General features: G+C 45.1%; 6 protein-coding genes. 2 read left to right on the top strand and 4 right to left on the bottom strand.

Annotation, left to right across the window (positions count from 1 at the left end; translation table 11 throughout):
- Nucleotides 1-214: 214 nt before the first annotated feature.
- The 4 genes from HYN59_RS00195 to HYN59_RS00210 form a co-directional block, all read right to left on the bottom strand.
- Nucleotides 215-3,790, bottom strand: coding sequence for a T9SS sorting signal type C domain-containing protein (locus HYN59_RS00195; RefSeq protein WP_108776345.1), 3,576 nt, complete (start codon nt 3,788-3,790; stop codon nt 215-217).
- A 315-nt stretch (nt 3,791-4,105) separates the two neighbouring features.
- Nucleotides 4,106-17,989, bottom strand: coding sequence for a GEVED domain-containing protein (locus HYN59_RS00200; protein WP_181369480.1), 13,884 nt, complete (start codon nt 17,987-17,989; stop codon nt 4,106-4,108).
- A 377-nt stretch (nt 17,990-18,366) separates the two neighbouring features.
- Entirely contained in the window at nt 18,367-18,858 is a 492-nt protein-coding gene (gene ribH, locus HYN59_RS00205; protein ID WP_108776347.1) for a 6,7-dimethyl-8-ribityllumazine synthase, read from the bottom strand.
- A 1-nt stretch (nt 18,859) separates the two neighbouring features.
- The gene (locus HYN59_RS00210; RefSeq protein WP_108776348.1) at nt 18,860-19,642 is read right to left on the bottom strand and encodes a tetratricopeptide repeat protein; all 783 of its coding nucleotides are present in this window, start codon (nt 19,640-19,642) and stop codon (nt 18,860-18,862) included.
- A 146-nt stretch (nt 19,643-19,788) separates the two neighbouring features.
- Between HYN59_RS00210 and recF the strand changes: the two genes are divergently transcribed.
- Nucleotides 19,789-20,868, top strand: a complete 1,080-nt coding sequence (gene recF / locus HYN59_RS00215) for a DNA replication/repair protein RecF (protein ID WP_108776349.1) — start codon at nt 19,789-19,791, stop codon at nt 20,866-20,868.
- 64 nt (nt 20,869-20,932) lie between these two features.
- On the top strand, nt 20,933-21,598 hold the full coding sequence (locus tag HYN59_RS00220; RefSeq protein WP_108776350.1) for a DUF2461 domain-containing protein: 666 nt from the start codon (nt 20,933-20,935) through the stop codon (nt 21,596-21,598).
- The last annotated feature ends 25 nt before the right edge of the window (nt 21,599-21,623 follow it).

Consider the following 21,623-nt stretch of genomic DNA (forward strand, 5'->3'; position numbering starts at 1 on the left):
AAACCCTTCGCCCAAAAGGACGAAGGGAAGCCATAAAAACCACACCTTACTTTAATTTAAATGGCTTTTTTTTATTTTAGGGGCATCCGAAACAACGATAAGTATTGCACTATATACGAAGTACCTATATTTACGGTTTTAGTTTTTATCAAAAAAAGAAAAAATCCCTTATCGCGTTGATAAGGGATTTACTTTAAGCTGGATTATAAGGCTGTTAGTATATAAGCTTTTTTGTTATTTTACCTTTTGGGCTTGTTACTTCTACAATGAGCACCTGTTGCTGTACCTGAAGGCCATTGATAACCGTTTCGGTGGCATTGATATCTTTTGCACTATACAGCAACCTGCCCCTTGTGTCATAAACCGATACCCCTGTCATATCCGCAGTACCGGAATTGATGCTGATGCTGCTGCCGTCTTTGTAAACAATAACGCTGTTGGCATCAAGTGTTGGGTTCTCTGTGCTAAGCGGCTCAGCATAGATTACATTGAACCTGTTTGTGACAACCCCTGCCTCAGTAGTAAATTCATACGCTCCCTGTTTCAGGTCGTGCGTAATGTTGAGCAGGTTATCCTGAAGGTAGATGTCCTGGCCTGCTTCAAACACCCCATCCATGTGGTCAAGCGCGATGGTGTAGGTGCCCGGCTGCGTTGCCTGGTAGCCCATTGGCACTACATCCGATGCTTCAAACGAAGGCCTTGCCTGTATGCCCAGGGTTTCCTCTCCTGCCAATGAGAACAGGGTTACATCGCCATCATTGATAAAGGCTTTGCCATCCCATCCGTAGTCAAGTCCAAGGGTTGTCATATCGGTATAGCCGATAGCTGCCTGCGAGAAGCCATCCTGTCCTGAAAGGTTCAGCCAAAGCCTTGAGATAGCTATTTCGCTTTCATCCTGTGCCGTGCGGAAGATCTGTCCGTTGTTTACCGGTACGCGCATAGCGTTGTTGAAATGAACGGTACTGCCTATAGCCTGCACGATAAAGCCCTGGCCTGGGTTGATCACCCATGTGTTCGGTGCCCCGTTGAAAGCTGTGCCTCCCGCATCGCCCCATGCGTTGCCGGTATTGGCTGTATAGGCAAGCTTGGTTACCCTTGCGTAATAGCTTGTAGCAGCATCGTTTTTCTTTCTCCAGAAATACAGCGCCGATGCGTCTGCTATAGTGCCTGTATTGGCAGCATAGAAAGCATAGATGTTGATCGGTGACGGGTAAGGGTTACCTACCGCGTTGTAGCCTTGCGACACGCCTGACTGCTGCGGGGTAACTGCTACATTTACATCACCATTATTAGGTGTACCTACAAAAGTACCACGCCATGAAGTTCCCGGTGTCTCATTATTTACAAACGAAGGGTGTGTATTGGCTACACGTATAAGGTAGCCTGCACCTTCGGCAAAAGTTGTTGAGCCCGGTACCGTAGCATACTGGTCGCTTAGCGGGTTGTATTGGTAAAAACGGTTGGAGAGGGTCTCCGGCGAGAAGCCAATCAGCGTCTCCCCTGCTACCGGCGATGACCACATGGCGTAGTCAAGCCTGTAGATAGGCGCACTGTTTTTCTGCACGGTTACCGCTCCCGTATTGTCCACATCGTTTACCTGGATAAGGTTACCGTTGTTTTCGATAGTTAACGATCCGCCCTCTTCTACTACGACTTCATTAGTTACTATAAGGTTGCTGCCGGACCGTACCACTACCCCGGCTCCGTTAAGTATAGTAAGGCTTGCCGCCGAAACTGCATTATTCCCGGTAATATCCGGCTGGTAGCTTCCTGCGGCTATGACGGCATTTTCAAATTGTGTAGGCACCTCTCCGCACGACCAGTTACCTGCGTCGTTCCAATCGGAGTTTCCTGCGGCACCATTCCACATATTGTTATTTATTATTACTCCGACCGATGCCGATGCTGCTTCGGCACAGTTACCGCTTTTAACTATAGCACGGTAGTACGTGGTTTGTGCTACATCTGTAAAATTTAAAGTAGTACCGGTATTGCTAATATCGGATACTGCTGCACTAAAATCGGATACTGTAGAAGATTGCCATTTGATTATACTGCCTGTATGCCCTGACAATGTTAGGGTGCCGCTATTATCTGTTGTACAAAATTCGTAACTCCCTGACACTACCCCACCCACCGAGGGAGCATTTACAGTAACGGTTGCCACTGACGAATTTGCCGAAGAGCATGCACCGCTTGTAACCACTGCCCTGAAATATGTTGTAGCCGTTAACGTCCCGATAGAAGCGCCCGTAAGCGTGGTTGTAGTATTGGAGATATCGGCAATGCCTGATGTAAAATCAGATGACGTGGAGCGCTGCCATTTGGTTACGCTTCCCGTGTGGCCGCTAAGTATAAGGTCTGATGGCGTGCTGCCGCTGCAAATTGTCTGGCTTCCTGATACGCTTCCACCTGCTGAAGGTGCATTAACTGTAACGGTTGCCACAGAAGAATTTGCCGAAGAGCACGCGCCACTTGTTACTACTGCCCTGAAATACGTTGTAGCCGTCAATGCCCCGACAAAAGTGCCCGTAAGTGTTGTTGTAGTATTGGAGATATCGGTAACGCCTGATGTAAAATCAGAGGAAGTGGAGCGCTGCCATTTGGTTATGCTTCCCGTGTGGCCGATCAGTGTAAGGTCTGATGGCGTGCTGCCGCTGCAAATTGTCTGGCTTCCTGATACGCTTCCACCTGCTGACGGCGCATTTACAGTAACGGTTGCCACAGAAGAATTTGCCGAAGAGCACGCGCCACTTACAACTACTGCCCTGAAATACGTTGTAGCCGTCAATGCCCCTATAGAAGCGCCCGTAAGTGTTGTTGTAGCATTGGATATATCAGTAACGCCTGACGTAAAATCAGAGGAAGTGGAGCGCTGCCATTTGGTTACGCTTCCCGTGTGGCCGCTCAGTGTAAGGTCTGTTGGCGTGCTGCCGCTGCAAAGTGTCTGGCTTCCTGAAACGCTTCCACCTGCTGAAGGTGCATTTACTGTAACGGTTGCCACAGCGGAATTTGCCGAAGAGCACGCGCCACTTGTAACTACTGCCCTGAAATACGTTGTAGCCGTCAATGCCCCGACAGAAGTGCCCGTAAGCGTGGCTGTAGTATTGGATATATCGGTAACGCCTGATGTAAAATCAGAGGAAGTGGAGCGCTGCCATTTGGTTATGCTTCCCGTGTGGCCGCTCAGTGTAAGGTCTGTTGGCGTGCTACCGCTGCATACGGACTGTGACCCTGAAACACTACCTCCTACAGACGGAGCGGTTACTGTAAAATACGCCTTATAATTGGTCCCGCCATTACTGGCATATACTGTACCTCCGCTACACGTTACCGAAGCGTCAGAATATACTTCTATGGTGTAATTTCCCGCGCCAAGGCCCGCAAGCAGGTTGGTATTATAACCAACGTTTGACCACATCTGGTCCTGTCCGCCACAACCGTTATTAAAGCCGCTTGTATAACCTATGGTGTTCGGGACGAAATTTCCTGGGGTGGTACCGTTAAGATAGATCCTGTAATAAAGGCGTGTACTGGTTAGATCGCACCCGCCACATTTGTAGATATTGTGCTCAGCTCCCTTAAACACCATTCCGTTTGTAGAGCCCTGGCAAAATGTACCGATTGTAGCATTGTTAAAATCATAATTGGATGTGTTGCCATTAAGGTCGTAATACAAGTTTCCGTTACCATTTATGCTAAATACAATAAAGGTATTATTGAAGCCTGCACTTTGTGCGAAAATACCATTTGCCGCAAATAAGATAAGTAATAGTATTATTTTTTTCATATCCTTGAAAATTAAGGCATTAGTCTCCTAATACACAGTCTATGAAACAAAATTACATCTATTTTATAAATAACATTAACATGTTAATTTTAACAGTTTTACTATAACGTTTGCGTGTTAATAAGTTTTATTTTTTATACTAAAACATCAAAATAACCTGTAATTATACAAATTTTACCATGCGTTTTTATTGAATTGAAAAATGAGATATCCACAATGTTCAATTATATAATAAATAAAAAAAACCTCCTCACCTTTTAACGGGTGAGGAGGTTTGCCAACAGGAGTTGGCTTATTAGGGGGGTTAATTATAGGCTAGTAAATAATCCTTTTTGTTACCCTGCCCTTCTCGGTATTTATCTGTATGAGAAGTACCTGTTGGTCAGAATGAAGGTTGCTGATAACAGTTTCGGTAGCGTTTATGCCATCTTTGCTGTAAAGTATCCTGCCCCTTGTATCATAAATAGTAACATCGGTCATTTGCAGAACCCCTGCATTAATGTTTATTGAAGTGCCTTGTTTGTACACTATCACATTATTAGGGTCAAGCACAGGGTTGTGCGTACCAAGAGCTTCAGCATATACTACCTCGAACCTTGAAGTGAACAAGCCGGCTTCAGTTTCGAAAGTATAGTTGCTTGCTTTCAGGTCGTGGGTCAATCCACCAAGAAGGTTGTCTTTAAGGAAGATGTCCTGGTCTCCTGAGAACACTCCGTCCATGTGGTCAAGAGTGATCGTATAAGTACCCGGAGTATCAGCCCTGAAGCCCATTGGCACTACGTCTGCAGGATCAAATTCAGACCTTGCCTGGATGCCCAGCGCTTCCTCACCCGCAAGTGAGAATAGCGTTGCATTACCGTCATTCACAAAGGCTTTACCATCCCATCCGTAGTCAATGCCCATAGTTGTCATATCGGTATAACCAATAGCAGCCTGTGCAAACTGACCTTCGGTACCTGTAAGGTTCAGCCAAAGCCTTGAAATTACAGCATCTTCCTCGTTTTGTGCAGTCCTGAAGAACTGTTGGTTGTTCAATCCTACACGCATCGCATTGTTGAAGTGAAGCGTACCACCGGTAGCCTGTACGATAAAGCCTTGTCCAGGATTGATTACCCATGTGTTTGGCGCACCGTTGAAAGCAGTTCCTCCTGTATCACCCCATGCATTGCTGGTATTCGCAGTATAAGCAAGCTTGGTTACTCTCGCGTAGCTTCCTGTAGCAGCATCGTTTTTCTTCCTCCAGAAGTAAAGCGCCGATCCGTCTGCTATAGTATTGGTGTTGGCGGCGTAGAACGCATGGATATTAATCGGCGATGGATAAGGGTTACCCACTGCGTTGTATCCATTGAGTGTATTGCTCATCGGCACATCAATATTACCGCTTCTTGGCTTACCAATGAACTCCCCTTGCCAAGGCGTACCCGGTGCATTGGTCGTTGCATTATAAGCAGGATGTGTATTCTCAACGCGTATCAGGTATCCTCTGCCTTCTGCCATATCGGTAGTAACAGGGTCTGTAATTGTTGCATACTGGTCTGTAAGCTCGTTGTAGATGTAGAAACGGTTGTTAAGTGTTTCAGGCGAGAAGGCTTTAAGCTTCTGGCCTTCTACCGGAGATGACCACATGGTGTAATCCAGCCTGTACATTGGCGAGCTCAACCTGAATACGTCTATGTTACCACTGTTAGGGTTTGTAGTTACACCACTACCCTGAATAAGGTGTGCATAGTTTTCAAGTGTAAGGCTTCCTGTAGGAGCTACAGTAACAGCGTTTGTGATGTTAAGCACGCTTCCGCCCTGTACTTCCAGTGTAGCACCATCGGCAACAGTAAGCGTATTACCCAGTACTGTTACGTTTCCGGAAACAACCGGCTGGTTGGTAACATCACCGATAACAACGTTATCAAGAGCTGTAGGCACCTGGCCTCCACACCAGTTGGCCGGGTTGTTCCAGTCGGTACTTGTACCGCCAATCCACGATTTCGGGTTAACCGTGATCGTTGCACTGCTAACTGAAGAACATCCATTGCCATTATTTGCTGTAGCAACATAAGTTGTTGTAGTACCAGGTTTGGCATAAACGGTCTTAATAGAAGTACCTGTATAAGCTACCGTAGCAGCAGCATCTGTATAAAGTCCCGTTGTTGGTGACCATGCTGCCGTTGCAGGGGCTGAAAATACAAACGTTATGTTTGGCCTTGAGGCAGCTACAGCAGCTACGCCTCCGGTTGCAGCATCCATTCCTGCAATACCTCCTGTAACGTTATCCTGCATCCTGAAGTAGCTGGAGTTGAACGGTGTAGAAGAATAAACAGTATTCGAGCCAGAACCGTTTCCTCCGTTTCCTGCGTTATGAACCGTTTCTACGATGATGTTCGATGTTCCATCCCATGTATATGGCGTAGTCAGTGTAAAGGTTACCAATCCTGTAGCCGAAGGCGTAAAGGTAGTTGGGCCATAAACTGTTGATGTACCGGATACAAAACCTGTCAAATCTGTCGTAGTACCAGCAACCGATCCCATCCTGATGGTGAAATTTGTACAAGCACTTGCTGAGTATGCACCTAAGTTTAAGCTGATAGCGCTGATCTGGCTGCCTGCCTGCATACTAAGGCCAGTAAGCTCACTGGCCTTAAACATCATTTGGGCTTTCTGGCCGCCATAATACCCACTCAGCGGATTTGGCCTTGATGTATCTGTATTGGCTGAAACCGTAGTCCCTGTACCAATTACACCAGAGCCACTCATAGTACCTGTAACTGTAAGCGTCTGTATCTGTCCACTGCACATCTCTGCAGTTGCAGGAGTAACCGGGAATACAGGGTTTGGCAGTACTGTAGCAGTGAACGTAGCGCTCCTTGCACATGTTCCGCCGCCTGACTGAGTAGCGGCAATAGTATATACCGTATTTACAGTAGGGCTAAAGGTGTATCCTGTAGCTGCGTTTCCGGAATACGGCGCTCCCGCAGGAACAGACGTAACAGTAAACACATCATAAGAAGAACCTCCGGCAGTCAATGTTATAACATTTGATGCATTACCGGCACAAATAGTACCTGTAGCAGCGCTAAGCGTTAGAGCCGGCGGCGCTGTAACAGAGAAGTTTGACGATGTGGCGGTTCCACCCGGTGTTGTTACAGCAACAGCACCCGAAATACCAGCATTTACCGTAGCAGTCATTTGCGTACCGGCAGCATTTATAACAACCGGAGTTATTGGTGTAGCGCCAACTTTTAATGTACCACCGGTAAGATTAGTACCTGTTATGGTTATCACACCGCTATCAGCACAATAAGAACCCGGTGTAAAGCTTGTAATCGAAGGCGCAGCAGGTACTGCAATCGTTACCAGATAATCAACTGTTGTTCCCCTTGCATAGGCAGTACATACAGTGCCCTGGGTCATTGTCTGGTTCCTTACGTTCCTTACCCTCATCCTCCTTACACCAGCCGGAGCATTGGCAGGGATGTTCATAGTGATTGTTCCTGTCGCAGCACTTGCTATCGAAGCCGCTCCTAAGAACTCACTAGTATCAGCAAAGTCACCATCATTGTTAAAGTCGATCCAGATACCTACACCTTCCGGATTAGTATTTCCGCTCAACGCTGTTATACTTGCGGTATAAGAGTAGGCCTGGTAGAATGTAGCAGTATTGTTGCTTCCCGTAAGGAGCTCATAGTAATTATTAGCTGCATTTCCAACAAGGCCCGGAGTTGAGTTCAACGTAGTTGTAGCCACCGAAATTGCGGTCATATAATCTGTTGTATGAGTATTTGTCACTGTTCCTAAACAGTAGTCTGTAACAGTAAGCTGTGCTCCTGCCGATGTAACTGTACATCCTCCTGAAGTCACGACAACACGATAATAATATCCTGTTCCTACAGCCGTTGTAGCCGCGTTCACAGTAAGTGTTGCAGATTGTGCGCCACTATAGGTAGTGCCAGCCGGCGTACTGTCGGCCACGTCGGTGTAAGTTCCTCCCAACGTAGTTGCGAATTGCCACTGGTAGGTTGGCGATGGCGCAGCAGTAGTTACACTGAAAGTGGCACTGTTGCTCCTTACAACTGAAGCTGCAACCGGTGCAGCCGAAATTGTCGGCGCATTGATTGTAAGCGTTGCAGGGTTAGATGTTACCGGACCACAAGGCGCAGTTCCTGAAATTACTACACGGTAGTAATAGGTAGGCGCTGTAGGCGTATTTGTAGCATTTGTTACTGCAAGTGTATTTGTTGTTGCACCTGCATAAGTAACCCCAAGCGGTGTTGCATTAGCAACATTGCTATATGTACCACCTGCGCTTGTTGCATATTGCCACTGGTAAGTAAGTCCTGTACCTGTAGCCGCAACTACAAAGTTAGTTGTTGAACCCGCTGAACATGCAATCATGTTTGAAGGCTGCGTATTGATCACCACAGCGCTGTTTACTGTAAGTGTTGCAGGGTTAGACAACGCCGTAGCGCCACCATCCTGAACAAAGGCACGGTACCTGAATGCATTGTTAGCAGCAGTAAGTCCTGATAAGCTTAATGTATTGGTATCAGCACCACTGTAGGTAACACCACCTGTAGTTTCGTTAGATATAGGAAGCCATGTGCCTGTACCGGCATCCTGCTGCCATTCAAACGTAAGGTTTGTACCGGTAGTAGTAATGCTAAAGCTTGCTGTACCTGCACCTGAATCACATAACGTAACACCTGAAGGGTGCGAAGTGATTCCTATGTCACTGATAGTGAGCGTAGCAGCACCAGAAGTAACAGATCCGCATGGAGCAGTTCCCGAAACAATAACATGGTAAACGTAATGGTTCATGCCTGCAGTAGCTTCGTTGATTGTAAGTGTAGCAGTTGTCGCTCCATCATACACAGCACCATTAGTAACCGGAGTAAAGTTCACTCCATCCGCAGCTACTTCCCACTGATACGTAAGGCCTGTACCTGTTGCCGTTACACTGAACGCAAGAGTACTGTTTGGCGTTACTGTTTCAGATGCAGGCTGTACCGTAATATTTGCCGGCTGGTTGAAAGTAACAGTAGTTGTTTTTGTAGTAGTACATCCTGTAGTTGTTACACTGTAGCTTATTGTAACTGTACCAGCGGCAACCGGTGTAACAAGGCCTGTACTGCTAACAGTAGCAATATTAATATCAGAGCTTGACCATGTACCGCCTGTAGTAGCATTAGACAGCTGTACTGTATTTGGCATACATACTGACACACCACCTCCCGTAATGTTGTTAACTGTAGGGTACGGGTTAACAGTAAGCGATCCTGTACTTATACCTGTACCATTAGCCGACGTAACAGAAATAGTTCCTGTTGTAGCTGCTGCCGGTACAACTGCGGTGATAGAAGTAGCACTCACAACGTTGAACGATGCAGCGTTTACTCCATTAAATTTGACAGCTGTCGCACCTGTAAAGTAATTACCTGTTATAGTCACTGTATCACCAGCTCCCACACACACTGATGTAGGTGTGAACGATGTGATTTTTGGTGCAGATGGTATTACCGTAAAGGTATAATCTTCTGTTTCACCATATTGTATAGAACCACATGCACTTGGGTTTTGGCTATAATAGTCAATTCTTACCCTCATCCTGTGATTACCTATAGTAGCGCCCATTGGTACAGCAAAGCTTGATGACGCCGAAGAAACATAGGCTGCCGAATTATACATACGCTCACTTGTAGCGAAAGTAAGGTCATCATTCCAGTCTACCCATATCGCAATACCATAGGTATAAGTACCATTAAATGGTGTTACTGTAAAGTTAACGTTATTCCCTTCAGACTGGCTTACAGCCATAGCGGTAAAGTTGCCGTAGCCACCTGTAGAAAGGGCGCTGGTACTATTCGAAATGTTCGCAGCACCTCCAGTGGTAGCGAATGAAGAAATATAATATCCTGTACTTGTAGATATAGCACTACAATAGCCTTGCACGAACTGGACTGTTGTCCAGTCACTATAGCCATTAGCATCGCAATTACTGCGAACATGCAGATAATATGTTGTATCTAATGTAAGAGCGCCATATCCCGAAACCGATGTTGCTGTTGTTGCTGTTCCGCTGGCAGGCGGTATGGCAGATGTAGTAACAGCATATTCGTATCCCGATGGGACCGGAGCTGTTGACGGAGCCGACCATGATAGGTTAGCAGTCGTGAAAGTCGCAGTTGAAGCACTTAGGCCGGTTGGCACGTAACAAGTAGGTACCGGCACAACCTTAATGATATAATCTTCTGTCTCACCTTCTGTAGTAGTACCACAAGCCGGAACAGGGTATTCATCATAATCCACACGAACCCTCATTCTGTAATTTCCTGCCGGAGTACCGGCTGGAACAGTAAAGCTTCCTGCGAAGGTGTCATAATCGTAATCACTGAACACCATTTCACCGGCATCGTTAAAGTCAAGGTCATTATTCCAGTCTATAAATACACCTATTCCGAAACCATCGCCCCAGGTATCAGCCACTACTGCATTAAAATTAACCTGCTGCCCTTGTGACGCAGACGCTGATACTGTAGTAAAATCACTATATCCACCAGTACCATTAGCTGATGTGTTATTGATATTTGTATAGCCACCACTAGTACCGAAAGAAGTAATATATATAGTAGTTGCACTGGTAGCCGGCGCAAGGCAATAACCCGAATAGAATGGAGTGGTTAGCCAGTCGCTGTAAACACCTTCACTGCACACAGACCTTACATGAAGGTAATATGTGGTATTAGGAGTAACTGTAATACCTGATACTGACAAACCTGCTGCAGCCGTTCCTGATGAAGGCGGTGTTGCAGATGTAGTTACCACATATTCGTACCCTGTAGGGGTGCTTAGCAGAGGCGCAGTCCAGCTTACATTGACTGAGGTTGTGCTTGCCATTGCTGTAGCGCTTGCCTGTGGTTTGCCACATGCAGGGATAGCATCGATCTTGAAATCATCTAATGCAAGATAATAATCACCTGATATCCAGTTTCCTGTAACACGTATTTTTACAATAGAACCTGCATATGCAGAAAGATCGCGTGTATATTCTTTCCATGCTAACGTACCATCGTTTGCAATAGTTCCAATATCAGTATATGTAGCTCCATAGTCTGTCGATACAGAAACTACCATGTTACCGGAACCTGCAACAGGCGACGTTGACTGGTCATCATAATTAGCATAATAATATTTGAGGGTTAACTGCTGGCTGGCTGGCAGTACTCCAACATTTATAGTAGAAAGGTTTGAAGTCGTATTACCAGAATAAAGGTTCCTGTAAATACCAATGTTGGTATTACCGGCAACAATTATTCCTACTGTCCAGTTCGCAGCAACCCATCCGGCCGGCACTGTAGATGCGACAGCAAATCCTTCCGTCCACGGCGCAGTTGTTATATATTGCGTAGTAGCGGTAAGGGAAGTTGAGTTGGCACTGTAACAAACAGTACCGTTAAGCGCTCTTACCCTTATATAATAGGTTGTACCCTGTGTTAAACCTGTAATATTTGCAGATAATGCAGATCCTACATTCAATGCCTGGTAACCCGGCACAAATGTTGTAAAGCCCGCATTTGTTGCTACATCAAGCTCGTATGTTACGCCGGCAGTAGAAGACGCCGTCCACTGTGTGTTAAGCGATGTTGTTGTAGATGATACAATTGCAGGTGTACCAGGAGTACCTGTTGCCGTAGCACAAGTAGTAACCGATTGTACTAGAGGCGATGTTGTATTGTAAACCGGGCCATAACAACCGGTGTTATTATAGCTGTACACATAATACTGATATGTGTTAGCGCCCGTCAATCCTGTTTGGCTGAATGTTAGCGCATTGCCATTGTATACAACGGTACCTGTGCCAAGTGCCGCATTAGCTGCATAAACAGTGTAATCAACCGGATTGGTAACTGTAGCGGCACCCGAAGTGATATTATACCTTACAACAAGGTAGTGGCTTGGAGCACTTGCCGCAGCAGTATAACTGCCCGTTAGCGTTGTATTTGTAATTGCAGATGCTACAAATGCTGTAGGCTGGTCAGCCGGAACACTACATGGGTTAAGGTCGCCAAAGGCAAAATAACCTTTATAGTCAGCGCCAACTAATGCTGTCGCTGTTGTAAGCGTACCTGTAGCAAAGTTTGAAACCGAAGTAATAGGTGTATATTCACCCGCTGGCGATGACGATTGTACGATCTTATTGGTCGCAGCAATACTATCATCCCTTAAGCGTATGAAAGCATTTGTAAAGTTGGCCGCACCGCTTATAATAGATGTTTCCCACCTGTCCTGAGAAAGTGAGGTAACCCCAACTCCCTGGGTACCTGAGTTTGTAGTAAATGCCTGTGCCATGAACTTCACCGCACCACCTGCTGTAGTTGTAGGGTCGATATTAATTGCCTGGTAGCCTGCAGAAGTTCCAACAGGGAAGGTAGTACCTACGCCATACGAGCCGCTGGCAGTCCTGCTGGCAGCAAATGTCCTCGCAAAAGGTCCATTAATATATGCTGTAGCCGATCCTACGTTGTTCAAGGTACCGGCAGCTGTAGCCGTACCAAGGGTTAACAAGTTAGTAGAAGTAGTATTTACTTTACCCGATGTAAGGGTAAGGGTACCACTCATTGTAAGTGGGCTGTTCAGGGTAACACCTGTAGCATTGCTGTTGTTGATTGTAAACGAAGTAAGGTTTGCTGTAGCAGCGCCTGCAACGTTCTCAATAGTACCCAAATTAGTAATTGTCTGGGCTGCAGTATTCACAACCGATGAAGTACCTGAAGGTAATGCCAGTGTCAATGTACCATTGGCGGTATATTTACTTGTAGCATCTATCGATATATTACCGGCTACTATCAGTTCCACACTGGCGTGCGAAAACTCAGCAGCATTTTGCATCGTGAAATTACCTCTCACACCAAATCCGCTGTTTAGCTTCACAATGCGGTTAGTAGCTGTTGCGGTTCCTGTAGCGGGACCGTTTACAACAACATTACCGGCATTAAGCCTTCCTGTAGAATTCAATACATAGAATCCTATAGCATTTCCGCCGGCAGTTGATGATACTGCGTCACCAAACCTAAGGGTATGCGAAGCCGAAACCTCTGACACGGTAGAATTAGAATAGTATAATGAATAATGTGATGCTGATGTTGAGGCCGGAGGGTCAACAAGAGTAATCGTACCACCTGTCCAGTTTACCGGAGCAGTTAAGTTAAGGGTATAGTTACTTGAAGTAGTTGAATTGGCCGTTACACCTGCGGCGTTAGGGTCGATATTAATGTTACCGCCGCTTTGGTTGAACGCAGTACCAGAGTGTGCAAGGTTACCATTAATATTTAATGTACCGCCGGCAACAGTTAGCGTACCCGCGTTGGTAAACCTGCGGTCGTTTCCTCCTGCCGCACCAATATTAACAGTACCGCTGTTAAGGATAAACACAGCACCTGAAGGGTTGCTGATACCCGTTCCCGAAGCACCTGCAACGTTGATAGTTGCACCAGAAACAGTTACTGTTCCGGAGTTAGCTATAGTTGTAGCGCCAAGAGTACCGCCTGTTGCATTTATTGCAGCAGTTGCAGCAGTTGTAAGTGTGTTTGTAACTGTCAATGCATTGGCGCTCACTGCCAATGTACCACCGGCATTTACGTTAAGCGCACTTGCTACCGCAGGTGCGGTGCTCACGGTATTATCTACAGTTACCGTATGGCCCGTAGATACCGTAACAATATCTGTAGCTGAAGGAACAGTACCTTTATTCCAGGTAGTACCTTCATTCCAGTTACCATTTTGTACCGATAGGAAAGGTACGTCATTGCTGTTGATACCCATGTAGAAATCCTGGCCGGTCAATTGGGCAAGGGTAAGGTCTGTCCTTTGGGCATGCGGCAATGTTGTACCTGCCTGGAAAGTACCCAGGGCTGCCGAAGCAGTTACCAGCCTTGCTACCGCTGTAGCCGGTGAAGAGCCGAACATTGCAGTTCCTGACACAGCCAATTTATAGGTTGTTGCAGCTATATCAGTACCTAATACGCTCACAGTCCACTTACCGTTCGAACGGGTGTCTACTACATAAGCGCCATCTGTGATTGACACAGGGGTTGTTCCTGAACCAGCAGTGTACATAACCGATATAATACCGGCATCTGTTGGCGTAACACGCTCTATCCATGCATGTCGTGCATTTCCGTTCTCATCTATTAATGGGAATTGTGAACCTGTTCCACCAGGAATAGCGCCTGTAGCTATTGCTGTTCCGGTTTGGCCGGTATTCCAGCCACGGCCATATGCACTGCCCGGAACCATACCTCCCGAAGTAACAGTTACTGAACCTGATCCCGGAGTAGCCAAAGTACCCCAAAGTAGGGTTTTGCCTCCTGTAGTACTGGCTTTACCATCAAAAGTAATATTATTGCGCACACTCGCTGCAACAGCAGCATTGGCCACAACCTGGTTTAACGGGTTGATGGTAACACCGGTTGCCGATGTATTTTTGAATATTACACTGTCAAAGTTACCTGTCGGGCTTGTAGCAAGGTTTTGTATTGTACCTGTACCATTTACTGTTACCGACTGTGCAACTGTTTGCGAGTTGATTGTTGTACCAGCAATCAATGCAAAATGTGTTGTACCATTGGCCACATAAATACCGCCGCTATTAACAACTATATTACCGCCAATGTATGTTGTTGAACCACCCTGTGTGTAGGTACCTGCCGTAACGGTAAAATTACCTGTCATACCTGTAGTAGCAACCTGTGTCACTATCCTCGATGCCACAGCGCCAGGATTGTTCACGGTTACTGAGCCTAAGTTAAGCCTTCCTGAACCTACAAAAAGGTTGTAGTAGAAACCGCTTGTGTTACCACCCGCCTGTGTTGATGTACCGTCACCAAACTGAAGTGTGTGGTTTGGAGAAGCCGTAAAGGCAACGCCTGAAGCAAAGTTACCATACAATGCATAAGCGCTTGTATTTGTAGTAGCAGTATGCGGGTCAACAATTGTAAGCGTACCACCGGTAAGGTTAACATTACCTGTAGCAAAGCTGGTAGTTGAAGTACCAAAGCCAAGTAACGGAGTTCCTGATGCTACCGATGTTGCCGGTGTATTGTTGTTATTACCATCGATAGTTATATTACCCGCACTTTGTGTAAAAGTACTTCCTGTGTTATTTACTATATATCCGTTAACAGCAAGTGTACCTCCTGATACATTTAGTGTACCGGAATTATCAATATAGCTGTTATTGTTTGTACATCCCACTGTAAGGGTACCTCCGGTAACATTAAGTGTACCACCGCTGGCAATTTCAAGCTGGCCTGAGGTAATTGTACCAGAAGATACAGTCATAGTAATACCAGATGGTATCTGTGACAGCTGGCCACAAACAGGGCCTGTACCGTTAGACCAGTTAGAACCTACAGCAAAATCACCGGAAGCGATTGCCCTTACCGGCGCAGTGTCTACAATAATATCATCAACATAGAGATACCAGCCATCCAATCCTCCGGCAGGCACATGTATAGCGATATATACAGTTCCGGTATACGGCGTAAGGTCTATCCAGCTGGTTTGAGTCTGGGTAGTATTGCTTACAGTTGTAAGTGGCCTTAAAACCGTAGTAAAGCTTGCAGGGTTAGCATCTGTTGTAGAAAGTACCACCCTGTAATCATTTGGCTCGCCAGATGATCTCGCCGCAACTGAGAACCTCATCCTCTGGTTTCCTGTAAGTGTCATAGCAGGCAGGATAAGATAATCATTGTTCGCTCCCGAATTACCATCGGTATATAAACCGGCACAAAGAGAGCCACTGGTACCATAAGTATCATAAGTTATCCATTTGTCGCCATCCGCGTTAACATCATTAGCCACATAACATGAAGGCAGTGCAGGAATTGTAACACTATTAAAATTCTCCGTATATGGGAATGTTGTTAGTGGTGTACAAGGTGTTGTGAACGACGAACCACCCGACCATAAACTATATGTTCCGCTGCAATTTGTGCGAACATATAAGGTATAGGTTGTATTTCCACTCAATGTTGCACTATAACTAATTGTTCCGGCAGAAGTTGTCGTACCGTTATCAATACGTCCTGTAGCGCCGCTACCCGCCGCACCACTGGTTCTTAACTCCCATTCGTAACCCGTAGGTGTGCCGTTAACCGGCGTTGCCCAGGTAGCAGTACCTGCATTAAATGCAGTAGCCGCACCAACAATTGATGATGGGATACCACAAGCCGGAGGAGTTGTCATGACCAACTGAACCTGGGGAACCGTACTTTGTGTAGTACCTGATCCCGGAGTTGCCGCAGTAGGATTAACGGTATCGCTCCTAACATAAATACCGCGGTTGGTAGCGGTAAACGCCTGCCATGTGGTACCTGTAGTATCTGAATCAGTGTAGCTGGCAGCATTTTCGTCTACTGCAATTACAAGGTTGTTTGTGCCATCCCAAAGGAAAGGTGTAGTAAGGGTAATTTCGACCCACGCACCATTTGTTAAAGTAGGTATCGTACCTGAAAATACCTGGGTTAAATCTGTAGAAGCTACCCAATCGGTAGCACTGCCAAAACTCGTCTTTGGAGTATTTCCTATGTATACTGTCCAGTTATTATAAGTACTTAAAGGTGTTTGTACCGAAGACGGCAAAAACCTGACTTTTGTGATGTAAGTATTGCCCGGAGTACCTGTAGCATTAATTTCTGTAGCAAGGTATAGCTGCTGTGAATAGCTATATCCGAAATAAGAGCTAACCGGCATTGTTGCGGTTGTAGTACCTGTTCCGCCGCCTATTTGGCCTGTTGCCAATGTTGAAAAACTACTTGCTGTTGAAAAATAGGTTGTACCTCCGCCATTGGTTGCATACGCCCTGTAAAAATAAGTAGTGCCTGCTGTCAGTCCTGATAACAAAGCCGAAAAAGTGCCACCTGCACTTCCGCTGAAACCTGTTCCGGCAACCTGTGTCCCTGTACCGGCTGTAAAACCGGACGTAGTACTATACTCAATACCATATGCTGTTACTGCTGTACATCCTAAAGAGTTTATCGTAGCTCCAGTGATTGTTGCACCTGTTAAGCTAACTGTAGTTGCACTACCATTAACACTTATGCCAGGCGCGGTATTTACTCCTGTACCCGAAGCGGCAACGTTGACTGTTGCAACCAATCCGCCGCCAGTAAGCGGAATGTTACCATTATATGTAGTGTATGCTGTCGGTGTAAATTTAACAAAAACCGGGACAGCAGAAAGGCTACCCGATGTTGGAGTAAGTGTAAGTGTGGAAGTATATGTGCCTCCTGAAGTTGCCGAATATGTATAGCCTGTCAATGCACCTACCGTAACGGCTCCTGTTAAGTTACCCCCGGTAACCGTAAAGGAATTGGCAGCAGATGTGACATCTTTACAAACGTTGCCAAATGCTGTAAGCGCAGTAGCTGTCGCATACGGGTCAGTTGGCGGTGAATATGTGTAAGTAAGTCCTGAAGCCGGCTTAACGGTTGTTGTACCAGCCATGGTAGCAGCATTGGTTGAGCCAGCTGTCGTAGCGGTCCAATCGGTTGTAGTGGTACGCGTAGCAAAGTCTGTAGTAGCACTTCCGCGTAGCCCTACCTGAATTGCACCGGTCCCTACTGCAGTATTTGTAGTTGTAAAAGTACCATATACGATGTCAATCTTATTCGTCCCCTCATAAAGTCTTATTTGGGCATTAAGGTTTTCACCACTGCCTACTGCATAACGATATGCTGAAGACCATTGGCACACATACACCCTGTTGGGCGCTGTACCAATAACTTCCGATCGTATTGTGGAATTTAAATCCCTTGCCATTGCTGAGATAGCAAAATTGGTAGTACCCGACGATAACGGCGTATATTGCGAAGTTGAAGGTGCACTGCCACCCAAAACTAAAAAGCCGTTTGATGTTGGTCTTGCCACAGTATACCCTGTACCATTATACGTAAATGTAAATGGCAGTGTAAAACTGTAATTGTTATCATCAATAGCAGTGCCATGCAATGTACCGCCGGTAATCGCAGTATAGGTTCCATTACTCTGGGTAAAGGTATAGCTTGCTACCTGTGCGAATGAGCCTTGCATTACGCCTAACAGCATAAACAAAAATAGAACCAACTGCACATTGCAGTTCTTCGCGATTCGGGAGGCAAGCCCCGTTCGCGTGCTTCCCCTGTCGGGCTTGAGCGTCCGTAACAGTCTCATACCATTAAAAGACGAATTGTAGTTTTGAATCATATTTTCAACATTTTAGATGCTAAAAATAAAGTATTTAACAGCTGGTTAACATTTTTGATATTTATTTATTAAATATTCAATGAAATATCAATTATGATTTGATTATTCTCAAAATCAAATGTTAATAATATCTTAATATTAACAATATAGCAATAATATGTTATTTTAAAAATAGATTGTCTATAGCTATTTTCTTACATGTATAACTAATTTTCGCCAATTATCGACGTATTTTTCCATTTGCCGACAAAAAACAAACAGAGTGTGTTGCGTTTTGTTATTTATGTAACAAAAAAAGCCTTTCCGGATGGAAAGGCTAAATTTTATAATAATTGAAAATCTTTTTACAAAGCAAGTTTTCTTAACTGAGCCATGCGTATAGCCACGATTGCAGCTTCGGTCCCTTTATTGCCATGGATGCCGCCACTACGGTCTATGGCCTGCTGTAAAGTATTATCCGTTAAGACACAAAACACCACCGGTACATCGGTGAGCACATTGAGGTCTTTAATACCCTGCGCCACCGCCTCGCATACAAAGTCAAAATGCTTAGTCTCTCCCTGTATCACACTGCCTATTGCAATAACGGCATCTACGTTTTGGGTAGCAATCATTTTTTTAGAGCCATATATCAGTTCGAAACTTCCCGGCACATCCCAGGTAATAATATTATCTGTTACCGCACCATTTTCCAAAAGCGCTTCAACAGCTCCTTTGTAAAGGCCGGATGTTATGTTCTCATTCCATTCTGAAACAACAATCCCAAACCGAAAATCTTTCGCGTTTGGGACTGTGTTTTTATCGTATTGTGATAAATTCTTATTTACTGTAGCCATATTACTCAGCCATTGCTATATGTGCGTCAATGCTTATACCTTCCGGAGACGATTCGTATTTCTCCTTGATCTCAGTAAAATATTTCAGGGCTTCTGCTTTTTTATTCATTGTAAGCGAAAGCTGTCCTGCCTTGAAAAGGAATCGTGGCGAAGTAAGTTCGTTCTCGCTGGCCTTGATTGCTTTTTCATAATACTCCAATGCCGACTTATTATCACCGGTTTGGGCAAAGGCATCACCGGTTGCGCCAAGGGCAGTTGCTTTTAATACATCGTCTTCCGTCTTGAATTCTTCAAGGTGGCTTACAGCCTCTTTGTACTTTCCTGTATTAAGGTAAGCCATGCCCGCAAAGTAATGCGAAAGGTTAGCAGCATCGGTACCTGAATAATTGTCTATAATTTTCAGGAAGCCCATTTTACCTTCTCCGCCATTAAGCGCAAGGTTGTATAGTGAGTCGTTTGACTTTTGCGCATCAACAGCCTGTGAAAAATATTGCTCGGCCTGGAACATTTCACTTGCTGCCTCTTCTTCTTTGGGAGTCTCAATGAATTTATCATAGCCAATGTAGCCAAGTATAGCAACAACAATAACAGCTATAACGCCAAAAATAATCTTCTGGTTCTTCTGCACCCACTCTTCAGTTTTCGAAGCGCCTGCATCTAATGAATTGAATACTTCAGCCGTTGTACTCTTGCCGTCAAAAACCTCTTCCTGTTCGATAACTTCTTCTTTTACTTCCGGTTCAGGTTTCGGCGGTTTGTAGCCTCTTTTGTTATATGTTGCCATCTATCTTATTTTAATGAGCCGCAAAAATAAAATTTTTATTGAAATTTAAAATATCTTTTTGTTGTTATTTTTCGATAATTTGCAGGTTCTTTAAAAAAGGAGACTTTAAAATACAAGGTTCTCACAATCAGGAAATCTATTTGCAGATGTACTTAAAGAATTTATCCCTGCTCAATTACAAGAATATCGACGAGGCAAATTATGAGTTTGATCCCAAGATCAATTGCTTTACAGGAAGGAACGGCGTGGGCAAAACCAATGTGCTGGATGCCGTATACCACCTTGCCTACGGGAAAAGCTATTTCAATCCGCTGGCATTGCAGAACATAAAACACGGCGAGGAGTTTTTTGTGATAGACGGCACTTTTGAAAAAGACGGCAGGAAAGAGCAAATAGTATGCAGCCTTAAAAAAGGCCAGAAAAAGGCACTGAAGCGCAATGGCAGGATATATGACAAATTCTCCGAGCATGTGGGGTTTATCCCTTTGGTCATTATCTCCCCTTCCGATATCGACCTTATAACAGAAGGCAGCGAAACCCGCAGAAAATTTATAGACAGCGTGATATCCCAACTGGATGCAGCCTACCTGCAGGAACTCATCAATTACCAGAAAGTACTGGCGCAGCGAAATGCCCTTTTGAAGTATTTTGCGCTCAACCATACTTTTGACAGGGATACCTTATATATATATAATGAGCAGCTCGATACCATGGGGCATGCACTGTTTGAAAAAAGGAAGAGTTTCCTGGAAGATTTCATCCCCATTTTTGCGAAGCACCATAGCACTATAACCGATGGCGCCGAAAGTGTAAACCTTGGCTATGAAAGCCAGCTCCATGAAAAGAGGCTGTCGGCGCTTTTTGAGGAAAGCCTTAGCCGCGACCGGGTACTGCAATATACCAGCGTGGGAATACATAAAGATGACCTTTCTTTTGAAATTGACGGCCATCCGATAAAAAAATTCGGTTCGCAGGGGCAGCAAAAGTCATTTTTGATAGCCCTTAAACTTGCCCAGTTTGAATTTATGAAAAAACAGGGCGGTGTACTGCCTATATTATTGTTTGATGATATTTTCGACAAGCTGGACGAAACCCGGGTAGCCAAGATTGTAAAGATGATAGATGACAAGGTATTCGGGCAGATATTTATATCAGATACACATGCTGAACGGACAGAAACCATTATAAAAGCAACACACCAGAGCTTCAGGATTTTTAATTTATGATTTTTTATTGATTATTGACTCAGGGTTTGTAATTTGGTATTTGATTTTTGGAATTTAAACAACTATGATAGCAAAAGAATCCCTTCAATTCCTTGAGGATCTGAAAAACAACAACCACCGCGACTGGTTCCAGGCCAACCAAAAGAGGTATGATGCTTATAAAAAAGAATATAAGCAGCTTGCCGAAGCCTTTATTGCCGAAATGAGCAAGGGCGACAGCACCCTGAGCCACCTCGAAGCGAAAAATTGTATGTTCCGAATCAACAGGGATATCCGATTTTCTAAGGATAAATCGCCCTACAAAACCAATATGGGTATCTGGATGAGCGCCGGCAATAAGAGCTTTAACCTCGCGGGGTATTATATCCATATCGAGAAAGGCGCATCTTTCATAGCAGCCGGGCTGCACCAGCCTGAAGCATTGGAACTGAAAAAGATACGCCGGGAGATCGACGGCTTTTATGAGGACCTTGAGGCTATTGTGAACGACCCCGAATTCAAAAAGGTGTATGGCGGCCTCGACCGGGAAAACATACTGAAAACCACGCCAAAGGACTACGAAAAAGATAATCCGGCCATAGAGTTCCTGAAACTGAAAAGCTTTACAGCTACCGCAAAACTGAGCGATAAGGATATTGAAGATAAGGACTTTGTAAAAAAGACCGCTAAGAAACTGCTGGTACTACAGCCGTTCGTTGAGTTTATAAATCGTGCGCTTACCACAGAATAAAGTCTTTTGCCACGAATTACACAAT

The sequence above is a fragment of the Flavobacterium album genome (genome assembly GCF_003096035.1).
In the GTDB taxonomy this organism is placed as follows: Bacteria; Bacteroidota; Bacteroidia; order Flavobacteriales; family Flavobacteriaceae; genus Flavobacterium; species Flavobacterium album.

Coding starts and splice junctions, on each gene's coding strand:
- HYN59_RS00195 (WP_108776345.1), bottom strand. CDS start 3,790: ATGAAAAAAATAATACTATTACTTATCTTATTTGCGGCAAATGGTATT.
- HYN59_RS00200 (WP_181369480.1), bottom strand. CDS start 17,989: ATGAGACTGTTACGGACGCTCAAGCCCGACAGGGGAAGCACGCGAACG.
- ribH (WP_108776347.1), bottom strand. CDS start 18,858: ATGGCTACAGTAAATAAGAATTTATCACAATACGATAAAAACACAGTC.
- HYN59_RS00210 (WP_108776348.1), bottom strand. CDS start 19,642: ATGGCAACATATAACAAAAGAGGCTACAAACCGCCGAAACCTGAACCG.
- recF (WP_108776349.1), top strand. CDS start 19,789: ATGTACTTAAAGAATTTATCCCTGCTCAATTACAAGAATATCGACGAG.
- HYN59_RS00220 (WP_108776350.1), top strand. CDS start 20,933: ATGATAGCAAAAGAATCCCTTCAATTCCTTGAGGATCTGAAAAACAAC.